At 69.3% G+C, this 16,567-nt stretch carries 11 protein-coding genes; 4 read left to right on the top strand and 7 right to left on the bottom strand.

Annotated features, from left to right (window positions below):
* The 3 genes from AC1RTO_RS17565 to AC1RTO_RS17555 all read right to left on the bottom strand — a co-directional run bounded on the left by AC1RTO_RS17565 (position 1) and on the right by AC1RTO_RS17555 (position 5,845).
* On the bottom strand, positions 1-1,203 hold the full coding sequence (locus AC1RTO_RS17565) for a pyridoxal phosphate-dependent aminotransferase (protein WP_493162100.1): 1,203 nt from the start codon (positions 1,201-1,203) through the stop codon (positions 1-3).
* Positions 1,200-4,271, bottom strand: a complete 3,072-nt coding sequence (locus tag AC1RTO_RS17560) for a TonB-dependent receptor domain-containing protein (RefSeq protein WP_493162099.1) — start codon at positions 4,269-4,271, stop codon at positions 1,200-1,202. Before AC1RTO_RS17560 ends, AC1RTO_RS17565 begins: the two co-directional genes overlap by 4 nt.
* Positions 4,272-4,438: 167 nt before the next feature.
* On the bottom strand, positions 4,439-5,845 hold the full coding sequence (locus AC1RTO_RS17555) for a S10 family serine carboxypeptidase-like protein (protein ID WP_493162097.1): 1,407 nt from the start codon (positions 5,843-5,845) through the stop codon (positions 4,439-4,441).
* Between the two features lie 167 nt (positions 5,846-6,012).
* Between AC1RTO_RS17555 and AC1RTO_RS17550 the strand changes: the two genes are divergently transcribed.
* Complete coding sequence (locus tag AC1RTO_RS17550; RefSeq protein ID WP_493162096.1) at positions 6,013-7,248, top strand: aminotransferase class V-fold PLP-dependent enzyme; 1,236 nt, start codon at positions 6,013-6,015, stop codon at positions 7,246-7,248.
* Positions 7,249-7,271: 23 nt separating this feature from the next.
* Positions 7,272-8,807 (top strand): S10 family serine carboxypeptidase-like protein, encoded by a 1,536-nt coding sequence (locus AC1RTO_RS17545; protein WP_493162095.1) that lies wholly within the window; start codon positions 7,272-7,274, stop codon positions 8,805-8,807.
* An 83-nt stretch (positions 8,808-8,890) separates the two neighbouring features.
* Here AC1RTO_RS17545 and AC1RTO_RS17540 read toward each other — a convergent pair whose 3' ends face one another.
* Together AC1RTO_RS17540 and AC1RTO_RS17535 are read right to left on the bottom strand one after the other, a co-directional pair.
* Entirely contained in the window at positions 8,891-10,957 is a 2,067-nt protein-coding gene (locus AC1RTO_RS17540; protein WP_493162094.1) for an amidohydrolase family protein, read from the bottom strand.
* Positions 10,957-11,910 carry an ornithine cyclodeaminase family protein gene (locus AC1RTO_RS17535; protein ID WP_493162093.1) on the bottom strand — a complete coding sequence of 318 codons (954 nt, stop codon included), beginning with the start codon at positions 11,908-11,910 and terminating at the stop codon, positions 10,957-10,959. Before AC1RTO_RS17535 ends, AC1RTO_RS17540 begins: the two co-directional genes overlap by 1 nt.
* A 130-nt stretch (positions 11,911-12,040) precedes the next feature.
* Here AC1RTO_RS17535 and AC1RTO_RS17530 point away from each other — a divergent pair, with 130 nt between their 5' ends.
* Both AC1RTO_RS17530 and AC1RTO_RS17525 read left to right on the top strand, forming a co-directional pair.
* Positions 12,041-12,514 (top strand): Lrp/AsnC family transcriptional regulator, encoded by a 474-nt coding sequence (locus AC1RTO_RS17530; RefSeq protein ID WP_493162092.1) that lies wholly within the window; start codon positions 12,041-12,043, stop codon positions 12,512-12,514.
* 124 nt (positions 12,515-12,638) lie between these two features.
* On the top strand, positions 12,639-14,312 hold the full coding sequence (locus AC1RTO_RS17525; protein ID WP_493162091.1) for a M61 family metallopeptidase: 1,674 nt from the start codon (positions 12,639-12,641) through the stop codon (positions 14,310-14,312).
* Between the two features lie 194 nt (positions 14,313-14,506).
* On the opposite strand, the gene AC1RTO_RS17520 is transcribed toward AC1RTO_RS17525, so the two are convergent.
* Both AC1RTO_RS17520 and AC1RTO_RS17515 read right to left on the bottom strand, forming a co-directional pair.
* Positions 14,507-15,223, bottom strand: a complete 717-nt coding sequence (locus tag AC1RTO_RS17520) for a hypothetical protein (RefSeq protein WP_493162090.1) — start codon at positions 15,221-15,223, stop codon at positions 14,507-14,509.
* On the bottom strand, positions 15,220-16,425 hold the full coding sequence (locus AC1RTO_RS17515) for a glycosyltransferase family 4 protein (RefSeq protein ID WP_493162089.1): 1,206 nt from the start codon (positions 16,423-16,425) through the stop codon (positions 15,220-15,222). Before AC1RTO_RS17515 ends, AC1RTO_RS17520 begins: the two co-directional genes overlap by 4 nt.
* Positions 16,426-16,567: the final 142 nt, after the last annotated feature.

Below are 16,567 nucleotides of genomic sequence, written 5' to 3'. Positions count from 1 at the left end.
CTATGCCATCCCCCCTTTATGCTGATCGCGGTAGCGGATCAGCCCATCGGTCAGCGCCTGCAAGCCGTAATCGACATCCGCCGGCGCGCGCGCGAAGCCGATGCGGATATGGCCGGCTGCCCCGAAATATTCCCCCGGCGCGACGATGACGCCGCAGCGATCGGCGAGCCATTCGGAAAAGCGCACGGTATCGTCGATCCCGACCAGCCGTGGAAAGGCGATGCAGCCGAAGGGGGGCAGCGTGCCGGTGACGAGGCCCTGTTCGCGCCAATGCGCGTGGTAGGATTCCATGATCGGCCGCGCGCGGCGCAACATCCCGGCGCGATAATCCTCGAAGGTCTCGGGATGTTCGAGCACCAGCGCGGCGACGGCGTGCGACAGGTTGGAGATGCTGAAATCAATCTCTTCGGCCAGCGCGCGGATGCGCGCGATCGGCCCCGGCGCGGCGACGATCCAGCCGCAGCGCAAGGTGCTGAGGCCGTGCGATTTGGTGAGGCTGCTGATGCTGATGCAGGCGGGGGACAATTGGACCGCAGGCGGCGGGCGACGGTCTGCGTCGATGTAGTCGCCATAGACCTCGTCGGCGACGACGTGGATGCCGCGCGCCTCCGCCAGCGCGCCGATCGCGGCGAGCGTTTCGGCGGACAGGGCCATGCCTGAGGGATTGTGGAGGTTGGACAGGACGATCAGCCGCGTGCGCGGGGTGATCCTGGCAGCCAGCGCGTCGATGTCGATCGCGAAATCGGCGCCGTGGCGCTGGAAGCGGTCGACGCCATAGCCATAGGTTTCAGCGATCTTGTGGAACAGGTCGAAACCGGGGTTTTCGACCAGCACGCGGTCGCCCGGTTCCAGCAGGGCGCGATAGATCAGCGACAGCGCCCCGGTGGCGCCGGTGGTGCAGACGATCTGCTCCGCCGGCACCGCATAATGCCGTGCGAGCTGCGCGACGACATAGGGGTTCCCGCTGGTGAAGGCGCTGGTGTAGCGCGAGGTGAGCGTCTCGCCGAACCCCTCCGCCATGATCCGGCGCAGATGCTCGACGGGTTCGGGGACCGAACTGTCGAACAGCCCGACCAGCAGGTTGCGTTCGGACCGGACGGCGCGGATCACCCGGCGGACCCAGTGCGAATAGGATTCGGCGACACCCGGCGAACCGGTCGGATCACCGACCGGTTCGCGGCACAGGCCGGGCGATCGTGTCACCGCAACTTGATCCGCGCACCGGCGTAGAAGCGCCGGCCGAGAATGTCGCCATAGGCGATCTGCGGATAGGACGGATCCTTGTCGGTCAGGTTGTCGACACCGAAGCGCAGCGCGATGCTGCCCAGATCGACCTGCGCCGACACGTCGTGGACGATGTTGCGGGCGAGGACGGGGTTGGGCGTCGTTTCGATCGACACATTGGCGCCCGCCGCGGTCCGGTCGCGATATTGCAGCTGGTAGGTCAGGCGCAGCGGTCCCTTGCTGTAGGCGGCGTTGAAGCGCCCGACCCAGGTCGGCGACAGATAGGTGCCGTCGGTACGGACGAAGGTGGTGCCGGTGACCGAGGTGGTGAGCAACGTGTTGTGCGTCGCCGAGGCGGTCAGCTGCAACCGGCCGAGATCGCCCGCGCGCAGCAGGTCGCCGAGCGCGAACTGATAGTCGACCATGTAATTCTCGCCGCGATAGCGGATCACGCCGGCGTTGAAGGTGGTCGTGGTGCCGGTCGCGATCGTACCGCCGGGGCTCAGCCCGTCGGTGGTGGCGAGGCGGGTGAAGGCGCTGCACACACCCGCCGCCGGATTGGGATCGTCATAGCAGGCGGCGGCGAAATCCTGCGTCGTGAAGGCGGACAGGCCGTCCTTCAGGTCGATCTCGATCCGGTCGGCGCTGATCGTCAGGCCGGGGACGACGCGCGGCTGGAGCAGGATGCCATAGGTCCAGGTGTTGGAGATTTCGTTGCGCAGCGCGGCGTTGCCGCCGGTCGTGACCGTGGCGCGGGCGAAATTCTCCGACGGGTTCTGGAAGCGGGCGAGGCGGGCGGCGGGGCTGAGGCCCGCCCCGGTGCCGTCCGCATCGACGCCATAGCCGGGATTGGCGGTGAACAGCGCGAGGCAGCTGGCGCGGCGCACGGCGGGATTGGGGCCGCTGGCGATCCGGTCGGCATCGCACGGATCGAAGCCGGTCGAATTGAGCCCGCTGGCCGAGGGCGCGAGCAATTGCGTCAGCGTCGGTGCGCGGAAGTTGCGGCTGCGCGACCCGCGCAGCGTCACGCCGGGCACAACCTCCCAGCGCAGGCCGAGATCCCAGACGTTCTCATGCCCCGCATAGCTGTTGTCGACGTAGCGGAACGCACCCTTCGCCTCGAGCAGGCGGACCAGCGGCAGCTGGAAATCCTTGCCGACCAGCGGGACGATCAGTTCGGCGGACAATTCGTCGGTGTTGTAGCCGCCCGACTGCGCGACCTGGCGGACGCCGGTGCCGAAGCTGCCCGCGCGATTGGCGTCGAGCGGGTCGAAGCGTGCCTGTTCGTCGCGATGTTCGTAGGCGATGCTGAAATCGGCATTGCCCATCGGCAGCGTCGCGAGCGTGCCGCCCAGCGTGGCGAGCAGGTCCGCCTGTTCGTTGGTCCAGTCGATCCCGGCGCGGGTGCTGACATAGTTGCGCGCGGCGGCGCTGACGTTGCCGTCGCCGAACGGGTTGATCGGCGCGCAGGCGGTGTCGTTGTTGTTGGGATTGGCATCGGCGTTGATCGCGCAGACGATCTGGCCGCCGCTCGACACCGCGTTGATGGCGTTCTGGAAGCGGCTGTTGACCACCTGCCAGCTGCGCTGCGACCCCTCGACGCGGGCGTAGCTGCCCGCGATCGACCAGTAGAAGTTGCGGGTGCCGAGGTCGAAATCGCCCTCCAGTGCCAGCGCGGCGCGATAGGTGTCGGTGCGCGTGGTCTGGTCGTTGGCGGGCGTCAGGTCGTAGAAATATTTCGAGAGATAGAGCGGCGCACCGCCGGCGAAGGCCGGGTTGGCGCCGCTCAGCAGGGTGCGCGCCTGCGCCGTCAGATAGGGGTTGGCGATGGTGAAGGCGATCGGGCCGTTATACGCGCCGGCGTTGAGCGTGGTGTAGCTGTTGCCCTGCGGGATCTCGGTGCCGGTGGTGCGTGCATAGAGCAATTCGGTCGAGACGCTGACGCGGTCGGTCAGGTCGTAATGCCCGACCAGATTGGCGGTGTAGCGTTCGACGCCGGTGCGCAGGCCGGCGAGCGCCTGATATTTGAAGCCGTCGCCGCCCGCCGCGAAGGGAATGCCCTGCAACACGCCGGTATTGTAGGGAATGACGCTGCCGTCGGGTGAGAATTGCAGGGCGTTGCCGCCGCTGCGCGCGAGGAACGGGCTGACCGGGGCGGGGCGGGTGAAGATCACGCCGTTGCTGTTGAACGGCCAGAAGGCCGCGTTGAAGATCTCCTTCACCGCCGGAATGCCGTCCGCCGGGCCGGTATCGGCGGCGTTGCTGACGGTGAGCCGGCCGAGGTTGGAGAGCGGGCGCGCGCTGAACATCAGCGTCGGCGACTTCGAATAGCCGAGGTCGATCGCGACATTGCCGCGGCCGCCGGCGAAATTGACGCCCGCGGTGCCGCGCAGGCTGTGCGTCGCGTAATCGCCGCGGCTCGAGATGCCGTTCTGCGCATCGAGTTCGAGGCCGGAAAAGTCCTTCTTGACGATGTAGTTGACGACGCCGGCGATCGCGTCCGATCCGTAGACCGCCGCGCCGCCGCCCTGATAGACCTCGACCCGGTCGAGCAGCCCCAGGGGGATGATATTGGCATCGACGAAGGCGTTGCCGACGCCGTCGGCCGACCCGATCCCCGATCCGGTGGTGACCATGCGGCGGCCGTTGAACAGCGTCAGCGTGCGGCCCGGCCCGAGGTTGAACAGGTTGGGCGCCTGATAGCCGGGGCCGCTGGCGTTGCCGCTGCCGTCCGCCTGATTGAGCACGGGGGCGTTTGACGGCAAGTTATTGAGCGCGTCGGCGGCGGTGATGAAGCCGCGGTCGGTGATCGACTGGGTGGTGATCTCAGCGACCGGCGCGGCATTGTCGAGCCCGGCACGGCGGATGCGCGATCCGGTGACGACGATCGCCTCGTCCGTATCGGCGGCGGCATCGACGCTGGTGGCGATCGACTGGTCGGCCGGGGCGGGGGCCTGCTGCGCCAGCGCGGGCATTGCGACCAGCGCGGCGAGCACCGCCGTCGATGCCATCAATCCCCGGATCGTGCCGTTCTGTACGTGCTGCATGAAGCCCCCTTGTCGTCGCTTGTGCCGACCGGTGCGGCTGCTGCCGTCTGCGATCGATCCCTGCCGCGGAAGATAGCGTGGCGGGGCGGGGAATTTTCGGCGTTGATCGGGCCGGAGCGGGAGGTTCGGGTTCGAAATGGCGCGGGCCTGGCGCTCCTGCGCAAAATTTATGCGCCGGCTCCGAGAAAGTCGGCAAGCTCGTTGCCGAAGCGGCGGGTTTCGCGCGGATCCTCATACATCATATGACCGCCGGCATAGCAGCGCAGCGTGAAGCGGCGCGGCAGGCCGTCGGGCAAAGCGGCGACGGTGGCGGCATTGCCGGCGCAGCTGTTGAGCGAATCATACAGGCCGGTCGCGACCCAGACGCGCAGCGCGCGGTCCTTCGCCATCGCGCGCTGGATCCACGGCTGCGATGCGCTGGGCGGGCCTTCGCCGGCCATCGCGCGGGCGAGCGAATCCTTCGTGACGGGCGACTGGTCGTAGCGCCACCCGCCGCCGACGTCGTCGGCAGGCAGGTCGATGCCCGCGTAGCGGCCGGCGCCATAGCCGAGCTGCGTGCGGTAATAAGCGAGCGCGACCGCGTCCTCGCCCGGCGTGGTGCGCGGGGTCGTCCGGCGCATGTCAAAGATGCCGAGCGTCTTGCCCTCCGCCGCCAGCAGGCGGGTGCGGAAGTCGCGGGGCGATACCCAGAGCGTCTTCGCATCGATCGTGGCGGGGTCGAGACCCTGATAGCGGGCGAGGTCGGCGACGACGGTGGCGCGTCGGGCGGTGTCGAGCGCGGCGGGGTCGGCGAGGGCGGGGGCGTAGACGGTGTCGGCCCAGCGTTGCGCCGCGGCGAGGGTGCTTGCCTGATCGCGTTGCAGGTCGGACGCCAGCTTGCCGAGCGCGAAGGCGGTGGCGGTGCGGTTGACCAGCGACAGCGCGCGGCGGCGTTCGCCGTGCCGCTCCTCGCCAAGCGGAATCCCGCCGGAGATGAGCGCGACGCCGGCGACGGGAATGCGCTGGTCGACGAGCGCTTCGGCGACGCCCGATGCGCGCCAGGTGCCGAAGCTTTCGCCGACGAGGGCGAGCGGGCTGGCGGTGCGGCGATAGCTCGTGCGGAAGTCGCGGACGAAGGCGGCGGTGGCAGCAATATCGGCGACGGTGCCGTAGAAGGCGCTGGCCTGGGCAGGGTCGATGGCGCGGCTGAAGCCGGTGCCGACCGGATCGACGAAGACGAGGTCGGTACGGCCGAGCGGGCTGGCGGGATTGTCGGCGAGCGCACCGTCGCGGATCAGGCGCGGGCCGATCGCGTGGAAGTGGAGCGTGCGCGAATCGGCGCCGGGGCCGCCGTTCCAGACGAAGCTCAACGGCCGGCGCGCACGGCCGGGGACCAGATAGGCGGTGTAGACGATCTGCGCCGCTGCCGTTCCGACGCGGACCGGGATCGCGCCGACGCAGGCGACATAGGCGAGGCGCTTGCCGGCGATCTGCGCGCTGTGCCGCGTCTCGACCGCATCGGATGCGCAGGTGCGCGCCGCGGCAGGCGTCGCCACCGCCGCCAGAACCATGGCCGCCAACGCCGCTCGGATCATCGCGAATACTCCCTCGGCGTCATGGGTTAGCGGCGAACATGCGGCATATTTATGCGCAGTTCGGGACGTGGGGACGATCGATCGGTACGGGTGGCTGTCGGCATGTCCGGAAGGACGCAAGATCTATGCGGGGCGGTTGCGCTAGGCTGGGACGCGACAGGGGGACGATGGTGACCGACGGGGTGACACGGCGCAACGTGCTGGCAGGGGCGGCGACCCTACCCCTGGCAGCGCGTGGTGCGGCCGCACCGGCGATGCTGCCGGACCGGGCGAGCTTTGCCGCCATGGCGGGGACCTATCTCGATTCGGGGACGATGCATCCGCTGCCGATCGGCGCGCGCGATGCGGCGCGCGCCTATCTCGACCAGCGGGCGACGATGGACGGCTACTTTCCGACCGATGCGGTCGAGGGGCGGGTGAAGGCGCAGTTCGCGCGGCTCATCAACGCGACGCCCGAGGAGATCGCCTTCGTCCAGAGCACCACCGCGGGCGAGCAGGCGATCATCGACGCGCTCGGCTTTCCGCGGGAAAAGGGGCGGATCGTCACCGATACGCTGCATTTCTTCGGGTCCTTCTACCTCTACGAGGAGCTGGCGAAGCAGGGGGTGGAGGTCGTCTGGCTGCGGCCGCGCGCGAACCGGATCGCGATCGACGATATCGAACGCGCGATCGTGCCGGGGACGCGGCTGGTCGCGCTGTCGCTGGTGTCGACCTACAACGGGTTCGAGCACGACCTGAAGCGGGTGTGCGAGATCGCGCACGCAAAGGGCGCGTTGGTCTATGCCGACATCATCCATGCCGCCGGTGCGGTGCCGGTCGATGTGCGCGCGAGCAACGTCGATTTCGCCGCCTGCGCCAGCTACAAATGGCTGATGGGGGATTTCGGGCTGGGTTTCCTCTACGTCCGCGCCGACCTGCACGACCGGCTGCGGCGAACGCGCTACGGCTATTACCAGGTCGCCGGATTCGACCCGCACGTCTACCCGTTCGATCCACCCGCGACCAAGGCGGATTACCGCATCGCCGACGTGACGCCGCGGCCCGATATGGAGGGGCTGTTCGCGGGCGGCACGCATGCGCATGTGGTGTCGGCGATGCTCGACCGGTCGCTGGAGCATATCCTCGCGCTGGGTGTCGATCGCATCACCGCATACCGGCAGCCGCTGCTGCGCCGCCTGCATGCCGGGCTCGTGAGCCGTGGCTATAGCGTGGTGACGCCGTCCGACAGCCGAACGCCGCTCGTCACCTGTGTGCTGGAGGGCGCGCGGGAGCGGCTCGCCGCGCCGCTCAAGGCGGCGAAGGTGCAGATCACGCTGTCGCGCAACCGCTTCCGCGTCAGCCCGTCGGTGTTCAGCACGATGGACGATATCGAGCGCCTGCTCGCCGCGCTGCCCCGCGCGTGACCTCCGAACGAAAGCCCCTGCCGATGCGCCGTCTCGCCCTTTTCGCCGCGCTGTCGCTCACGCCCGCCGCGCTCCATGCACAGGATGAGGGCGAGGCGCCGATGTCGCCCGCCTTCCTGCGCGCGATGGAGCCGATGGTGCCGCGCGATACGGCGAGCGCGCGGGTGGTGACGACGCGGCACCGGATCATGCTGGGCGGCAAGCCGTTCGCCTATCGCGCGATCGTCAGCGAACAGCCGATGCCGGGGGCGGACGGAACGCCGGTCGCGGTCGGGGTGAGCTATGCCTATGTCGCGGATGCGCCGCGCGGCGGGGCGACGCGGCCGGTGCTGTTCGTGTTCAACGGTGGGCCCGGCGCGTCGTCGTCGCCGCTGCACATGCAGGCGTTCGGGCCGCGGCGGATGGTCGGCAGCGGCGATGCCGCGCATCTGGAGGACAATCGCTTCACCTTGCTCGACGTCGCCGATCTGGTGTTCATCGATCCGGTCGGCACCGGCGCATCGATGCCGGTCAAGGGCAAGGATGCGTCCGCCTATTTCGGTGTCGGCGGCGACGCGCGCGGCGTTGCGGCGATGATCGCGCAATGGCTGGCGGCGAACGGGCGGACGGGCGCGCCGGTGCTGCTGGTCGGCGAAAGCTATGGCACCGCGCGGGCGCTGGCGATCCTGAACGAGACGATGCAGTCGAAGACGGCGCAGGCGAAGACGGCGCAGGCGGAGATGGCGCTGCCCGACGGCGTCGTGCTGCTGTCGCTGGCGATCGGCGATAGCGACGGGCCGGTGGTGTCGGACGTGGTGCTGTTCCCTACGCTGGCGGCGGTCGGCTGGTATCACGGCGCGGTCGATCGTGGCGGCAAGAGCGTCGCGCAATGGTATGACGATGCGCTGCATTTCGCGCAGACGGACTATGCCGCGGCGCTGATGCAGGGACCGGCGCTGCCGCCGGCGGAAAAGCAGCGGGTCGCGGCGCGGATGGCGGCGCTGACCGGCCTGCCGGCGGCGACGATCGAGGCAAAGGACCTGCGGCTGGAGCGGCGCGATGTCATGCTCGGGCTGCTCGCGGCGAAGGGGCTGCGCACCGGGCAGCTCGACGGTCGTGCGACGCGAGCGATTGCGGACAGCCGGCTGCGTCCGCCGTTCGACGACCCGTCGATGTCGCTGGGCTCGGGGACCGCGACGGTGATCGAGACCTATCTGAAGCAGGAATTGGGCTATGCGCTGCCGAGCGCATATCGCAGCCTGAACCTCGGCATCAACTTCGCGTGGAACTGGGACAAGGCCTATGGCGGCAGCTATCGCGCCATGGCGTTCGCGCCCTATCTGAAGGCGGCGATGGCGGCGAAGCCGACGCTGCGGATGTTCGCTGCGGGCGGCTATTACGACATCACCACGCCGGTCTATGCCGGGCAGTTCGCGATCGAGCAGCATGGCGTGCCCGCCGACCGCGTGGCGTTTCACCGCTATGCCGCGGGCCATTCCGCGTTCGAGGACAAGGAGGCGCTGGCGGCGCTGAGCGGTGACCTGCACGGGTTCGTGGCGGAGGTCGTCGCGGGCCGTTGACGGCGGCGACGTGCGGGCGTCGCGAAGCAATCCATGGCGTCAGGGGGAACCCGGGATTGCTTCGCTACGCTCGCACCGTTGGATCAGAATTCGTCCATCGCATCGTGCGCCGGGCCGGAGCCGGCCGGTTTCGGCATGGCCTTCGGCAGCGTCAGTGTCGGCGCGGCGGCGAAGGGTTTCACGCCGAACGCCGGGTAGATTTCGGACGGGAAGTAAAGCGTGCCGTCCTTCACCACCATCGCGATACGATGCAGTTCGCGCAGGTCGCGGGTGGGATCGCCGGGCAGCAGGATGAAATCGGCGAGCTTTCCCCGCGCGATCGAGCCGAGCTGCTGGTCGCGGCCGATGTATTGTTCGGGCGCGAGCGTGGCGAGGCGGAGCACCTCGGGAACGGGAATGCCCGCCTCGGCATAGATCTGCAGCTCGCGATGGACCGATAGGCCGGTCTGGTCGTCGGTGCCGGGCAACAGGCGGATGCCGCGGTCGTGGAGCAGTTTCAGCACCTGCTTCACCTTGGCCATCGCGCCGTCATAGGCGGCGGCGTCGGCAGGGCCGGCGATCGGTGCGATCGCCTGGCGACGGCGGCGTTGCAGGCCGATCGGCAGGTGGTCGATATAATCGGCGACCGCCGGATTGGCGGTGCCGTCGCGGCCGCCCATCAGCAGTTCCAGCGTCACCGCGGTCGGATCGTGCGCGATATGGCCCGCGGCCATCCGGTCGATCGTCCGCTGCACCCGCGGCGCGGCGAGATCGAGCGTCGCGGTGCGCTTCATCGCGGTCAGCCGCAGCGGCGTGCGCGTGTCCTCCTTCGGATCGAGCACCCAGCCGAGCATCAGCTGGTTGACGTGCGTCACCTCGTCATAGCCCGCGGCGATCATCGCATCGGCGTTGGTGAAGGCGGGGATATGGCCGGTCACGGTCATCCCCAGCCGGTGCGCCTCGCGCGTGATCGCCGGCACCCAGGCGGGATTCATGCTGTTGTAGATCTTGACCTGTCCATAGCCGCGGGCGGCGTACCAGCGCACCGCGTCGAGCGCCTGCAGCTCGCCGTCGGCGACGATGCCGAGCCGGGCGGAATAGGGACTGCGCCCTTCGAGGAAGCCGTTGGGGGTGATGCGCGGGCCGGCGACCTCGCCGGCGGCGATGCGGCGGACGAGGTCGGGGAGGAAGGCATTGTCGTTGCCCATGTCGCGGACCGAGGTGACGCCCGCGGCGAGGTAGAGCAGAGCGGATTCGAGGCTGACATGCGCGTGCATGTCGTGGAGACCGGGCATCAGCGTTCCGCCCGCGCCGTCGATCGACGCTTCGCCGGGCGAGGCGGGGGCGTCCAGCGGCTGGATGCCGGTGATGCGGCCATCGGCGAACACCACCGACACCGGATCGCCGCGCGTGCCGGTGACGGGATCGAACACGCGGACGTTGCGGATGCGGACCGGCGCATCGACCCGGTGGGCGAAGCGCTGCTGGAGCGCGGCATAGCGCTGCGCGGTCAGCCGGGTGGCGAGCGCGGCGAGCGCCGGCACCTCGCTTTCATGCCCCTCGCGCACGGTCGCGCCGCCGGTGTCGAGCACGGCGAACAGCGCATCGTCCTTGTCCAGCAGGATGAGGTCGGGTGACAGGTCGATGCCGCTGATCGCGAAGGCGCGATAGTCGACGCCGCCGATCGTCGCGGGACCGAGCGGATCGAGGCGCAATTGCCCGCCGGGCCAGGCGGGCAGCGTCGCGCCGGGCGCCTTGAGCAGCGCGCGGGCATAGAGGCCGAGCGCCCAGGGGCTCGCCGACTGCCCGATATAGAGCCCGGTGCCGCGTGCGGGTGCGGTGCGTGCGCCCATCGCATCGGTCCAGCGTGCGGTGGCGCCGTCGCGGACGAAGCGTTCGTGGATGTCGCCGCCGAACGTCGCCTTGCCGTCGAGCGTCCAGCGCACCGGCAATCCGTCCGCGCCGAGGTCGATCGCCTCGTCCATCGTCGGGCCGCGGCCGTTGTTCTTCACGTCGTAATGGATCGCGACATGGTCGTGGTCGCGGACCGCATCGACGCTGCCGACCTTTTCGCCATTGGCGATCACCGACAGGCGTTCGTGGGTTGCGACCGGGACGGGCGCGGCGGAGGCAAGTGTGGTGGAGGCGAGCAGGGCGGCGAGAATGAGCATCAGCGACGCGAACTCCGATAGAGGTGCGCGGCGGCGGCGAGGTCCTGCACCGCATGGCCGAGCGATTTGTAGAGGGTGATGTCGTCGGCTCCGGTGCGGCCGGGGACGCGGCCGAGCAACACCTCGCCGATCTCCGCGACGATATGGTCGTCGGTGACTAGGCCGGCGTCGCGCGCGACGAGGAATTCGGCGGCGGCATCGCGCGCCGAGACGGTGCTGTCGGCGATGTAGCGGCTCTTCACCACCAGCGCGCTGTCGACCTCGACCGGGCCGGGACCGCTCGATCCGACGAGGTTGACGTGGGTGCCGGGCCGGACCCAGTCGCCGAGGACCACGGGGTCGGCGGCGGAGGTCAGCGTGCAGATGACGTCGGCGGCGCGGGTGGCGGCGGCGAGGTCGTCGGCGCGTTCGCAGGGGAGGTGGGGGAAGGCGGCGATCAGCCCATCGACCCTGGCCGGTGTGCGGCCCCAGATCAGGATGCGGTCGAACCGGCGGACGAGCGGCAGCGCGTGGAGATGCGTATGCGCCTGCCCGCCGGTGCCGACGATCAACAGCGTGGCGGCATCGGCGCGGGCGAGCGCGTCGGTGGCGACCGCGGTGGCGGCGGCGGTGCGGATATGCGTGATCTCCTCCGCATCGGCGATCGCGACCGGGCGTCCTTCCGTGGGCTCGAACAGCACGACGAGGCCGCGGTGGCGGCGCTTGCCCGGTGCCTGCGGGTCGGCGAAGACGCTGATCGTCTTGGTGCCGAACATGTCCTGATCGCCGAGCGCGCCGGGCATCTGCGCGAAGGTCCGCCCCGGTCCGAGCGACAGCATGGTGCGCAGCAGCTGGCGGGTGGTGCCGGCGGACAGCGCCTCCATCGCGTCCCGCACGACGCGGATGCAATCGGGATAGGAGAGGCCGGCGCGCACCGCGGCGCTGTCGAAGATCGCGAGGTCGTCGCGCGTCATGTCCCGTTCTCCGCCAGCCTGTCCGGTGACCAGCCTAACGCGATGGTGCCGCAAAAGCTTGTCGATAGGGGGCGTCCGTGGTGGAATGGCCGCAAGTCCAATCCCCATTTCGCCGGAACGGTGCATAATCATGGCTGACGCCCTCGACCGCCTCGACCTGAAGATCCTCGACCGGCTGCAGATCGACGCCTCCGAATCGTCGAGCGAGATCGCTGATCGCGTCGGCCTGTCGCAATCGCCGTGCTGGCGGCGGATGCAGCGGCTGAAAGAGGAGGGCTATATCAAGGCGCAGGTCGCGGTGCTCGACCGCGAGAAGTTCGGCGAGAGCATGTATATCTTCGCGCAGCTCAAGATGGGGCGGCTGAGCGACGAGGCGCGCGACCGCTTCCTGCGCGCGGTGGAGGAGATTCCGGAGATCACCGAGGCGTATACCCTGTTCGGCGAGATGGACGTGATGCTGAAGGTGCTGGCGCCGAGCATGGGCTGGTATCAGAACTTCACCTTCCGCACGTTGCTGCGCCTGCCGGGGGTGGAGGACATCCGCTCGATCGCGACGCTGTCGGAGATGAAATGCACGCACCGGCTGCCGCTGCCGTCCGCATAGGCTATGCGCGTTGCGGCGTTGTGGCAGGGGCATGCGACAGAAATTTGCAGGCGGCCGCGGCTAGGCTGATCGCCTGAACCGAGGAGCTATCATGACCGGCCGAATGTCGTGCATATATCCGGCGATGGCGTCGCTGCTGTTGCTGACCGGGGCTGCCGCCCCCGCAGCCGACGGCGGACCGCGGCTTGTCATCCGCCTCACACCCGGGGCGCCCGATGCGGCGCAGCACGTCCCCTTCGTCGACGTGACGCTGATCGCGCAGGACGTGCATGCCGCGGCGGGCGAGGCGCTGTTCGAACTGGCGATGGTCGCCAACACCGTCGTCACCAGCGGCAAGGACCTGCAGGGGCTGACGCTGACCGATGGCGCCGGGCCGATTGCGGTGACGACGGAGGACAAGGCGGAGGATGGGTCCAACACCACGCGGCGGTGGCGGGCGGCGCGTGCGGTCGATGGCGTCGTCACCCTGCGCTATCGCGTGCCGATCGACGCCGCCGCGCCGCCGCTGGCCCTGCCGCAATATGAGATGCGCACCGAGGGCGGCACCTTCTCCGCCGCGGGCAACGCCTTCCTGCTGTTGCCGACCGACGAGCGGCCGCGCCGGGTCGAGGTGCATTGGGACCTTGCGGCCTTTGGCAAGGGCGGCACGGGCGTGTCGAGCTTCGGCGTCGGCGACGTCACGACCGCGGCGGCGATCCCCGCGCCGCAGCTCGCCTCCGCGTATTACATGGGCGGCCGCCCGGGCGTGGCGGGGCCGGAAAAGGACGGCTTCTTCGCGGCATGGCAGGGTCAGCCGCCGTTCGCGATGGCCCCGCTGATGACCTGGGCGGGGACGCTGCACCGCTTCTACGGCACGTTTTTCGGCTATACGCCGCCCCGCTTCGGCGTGTTCGGGCGGACCAACACGCGCAATCCGGGCAGCGGCATCGGGCTGACCGACAGCTTCGCCTATACTTTCAACCAGACCTCGAAGCCCGACGACCTGCGGACATTGCTCGCGCATGAGATGCTGCACAGCTGGGTCAATTCGCTCGACGGGTCGATGGACAGTGCCGGCGGGCTCGACCGGTCGTGGTTCGGCGAGGGGCTGGCGGTGCATTACCAGCGGGCGCTGCCGTTTCGCGCCGGCATGATCTCCGCCGACGATTTCCTGAAGGATCTCAACGAGACGGCGGGGCGCTATTACACCAACATCAAGATCGCGACGCCCAATGCGGCGATCCCCGAGGGCTTCTGGCGCGACACGCGGGTGCGGGTGCTGCCCTATGATCGCGGTTCGCTGTATTTCGGGACGGTGGATGCGCAGATCCGGGCGCGGTCGGGGGGCAGGCGCTCGCTCGACGATATCGTCCGCGCGATGCTGCAGACGCGCCGCTCGGGGGGCGCGATGAACGAGGCGCTGTACCGGTCGCTGCTCAGGGCGGAACTGGGGGAGAAGGGCATCGCCGATCTCGACGCGATGCTGGCCGGCGTGACGGTGCTGCCGCCGTCGGACGCCTATGGGCCGCGCTTTCGCCGGGTGCCGCGGCCGCTGCGACGCTACGATTTGGGGTTCGACATGGCGTCGCTGCAAACGAAGCCGAAGATTGTGCGCGGGCTGGTCGCCGGATCGAACGCCGCCGCCGCCGGCCTGCGCAACGGCGACACGATCCTGAACGGCTTTCCACAGGACGCGCTACAGGGCGACCAGCAGGCCTATGTGACGCTGGACGTCCGGCGGGCGGGGCAGACGCTACAGCTGCGTTATCAGCCGCGGGGCGAAGTGGTGCAGGCCTATCAGTGGGTTGCGGTGCGGTGACGCGGTGATGAATGACTGGCGGATGTCCTGGGCGATAGAAGACGCCCGCTATGGTCGCGGCTCCCAGTAGAGCCTGCACCATGCGTGGGATGGCGACAGTCTGTATCGCGGCTATTCCGGCAACGGATGCTTCGACTGGCATTCTTAGGACTGGCGGTCGGGCCGCCCGGGGGTGACGCCAAGGCGGACCGTCCTCACAGCTGACGCACCAGTCGGACCCCGGCGCGGGGGCGCCATGTGCTTCCCGCGTCCTTCGTCGCGCCGACGCCAGCCTGCAGCTGCATGCGCTGGCCGAGCCCTTGCTGGATCTGCGGCATCAGCAGCGTCGATCGTTCGCGTCCTATCCGCAAGTTGATCTCGATCCCCGCGGTGGTGGCGGGGGCGATGTCGTAGAAGCTGGTATGGTTGAGCAGCAATGCCCGGGTTTCGGCACCCGCTGCACCGACGTCGCCGACGCCGATCATCGTCAGCGTGCTGGCGTCGCGACCGAAGCGGTTGCCGATCACGTACAGCAGCGAACTCTGGAAGCGGCGATGTTCGCGATTCCACAGGCCGAGATATTGTACGCCATGGATACCGCGGCCGTGATTGAGCAGGCCGAACGTGCCTTGCAGTCCGAGCTTGTAGTCGGTGACCCGGCGGCCTTCGAACGGCAGTTCCAGCTCGACCGCCATATTGTCGGCGAAGGCATATTCGATCTCGGGCGCCCATTCGACCGTCGAATGCGGACCGGACAGATTGCGCTGCGCCAGCGTGTTAACCTCGAGCTCGCCGCGTCGCGCACCGAGCGGGCGGACGAGGTCGAAGACCATCGGTTCGGCGATGGCGGGCGCCTCCTGAGCCGCGGCAGGGCCTGCAAGGGCGGCGGGGAGGGCGGCGAGCAGCAGCGGACCGAAACGCAGCCGCGTCATCGCGTCGTGCCGCCCGCGAGCAGTTCCATGTAGACGTCCCACACCATGGCAGAGGCGCCGTCCCAGCCATAGGCGGCGCTCGCCTCGCGCGCCCGTCGGCCTATCGCGCGACGGCGATCGGGAAAGGTGACGAGGCGGGCGAGCGCCTCGGTGGCTGCATCGAGGTCGCCGGCGCGATAGAGAATGCCGCTGCCGCCGCGCAGCAGGGCCGCGGCGCTCGTTACGTCGGCGGCGACGGTCGGCAGTCCGCTAGCCATCGCCTCCAGCGTGACGTTGCCGAAGGCTTCGGTTGTGCTGGGGTTGTAGAAGATGTCTGCGCTGGCGATGGCGCGGCCGAGCGCGGCGCCGTCGAGGTGGCCGGTCAGCCGCGCATCCGGCAATCGCTGCCGCAGCCATTCGCGCTCCGGCCCTTCGCCGACGACGAGCGGCTTGACCGCGAGGCCGGCACCGACGAGCCGGTCGATGACCGCAACATAGTCCGCCAGCCCCTTTTCCTTCACCAGCCGGCCGAAGAACAGGATCGCGCAGGCATCCCCGGCGATCGCGTTGACCCGCCGCCACGATGCGTCGCGGCGGGCCGGATCGAACTGCTGCCGGTCGACGCCGCGGCTCCACAGGCGCACCGCGTCGCCGAAACCGGCAGCGGCGAATTCGTCGTGGATCGGCTGCGTAGGGACGAGCACGCGGTCGCTCCGGCGGTAGAAGCGCCGGAGGTGGCGTTCGATCGTCGGGCGGACGAGGCCCGCGCCGTAGAATTGCGCATAGGTTTCGAACCGGGTGTGCAGGCTCGCCACCAGCGGCAGGCCCATCGACCGCGCGAGGCGCTGTGCGGCGAGGCCGGTCCAGTCGGGCGCCGAGACATGGATCAGATCCGGCGCGAACGCCTGGATATCGGCACGCAACCGGGCGGGCAGGCCGAGGCCGAGCCGATAGTCGCCGCGCCCCGGCAGACGGATCGACGGCACCGAGACCAGCGTGCCGTTCGGTGCGAACGCGGGATCGGGGGTGGTCGGCGAATAGACGCGGACGCAGGCGCCGCGCCGTTCGAGATCGTCGACGAGGCGGTTGAGCGCCCGATTGGCGCCGTCGCGTACGTAATTGTAGTTGCCGGAGAACAGCGCGATGCGGACCGCACGCCGCGGCGGCGCGGCAGGCATGGGGACGAGTGGAACCGGACGCGCGCGGGGGGCGGCGATCGCCATGACAGGAATCTCCATCTCGAGGGCGAGGGATGATGGATGGCCCGTCGCCGCCAGGAGGGGCGGCGCGGGCGCTGGAGATCGGCTATATCCGCCGGCTTACGTGAACCTTACGCCGCGGTGATGAAGACACGGGGACGACCCG

This window comes from Sphingomonas sp. GW821-FHT10F09 (genome assembly GCF_058809195.1).
Note: the sequence above shows the minus strand (reverse complement) of the source record. Positions and strands in the feature narration are given on the sequence as shown.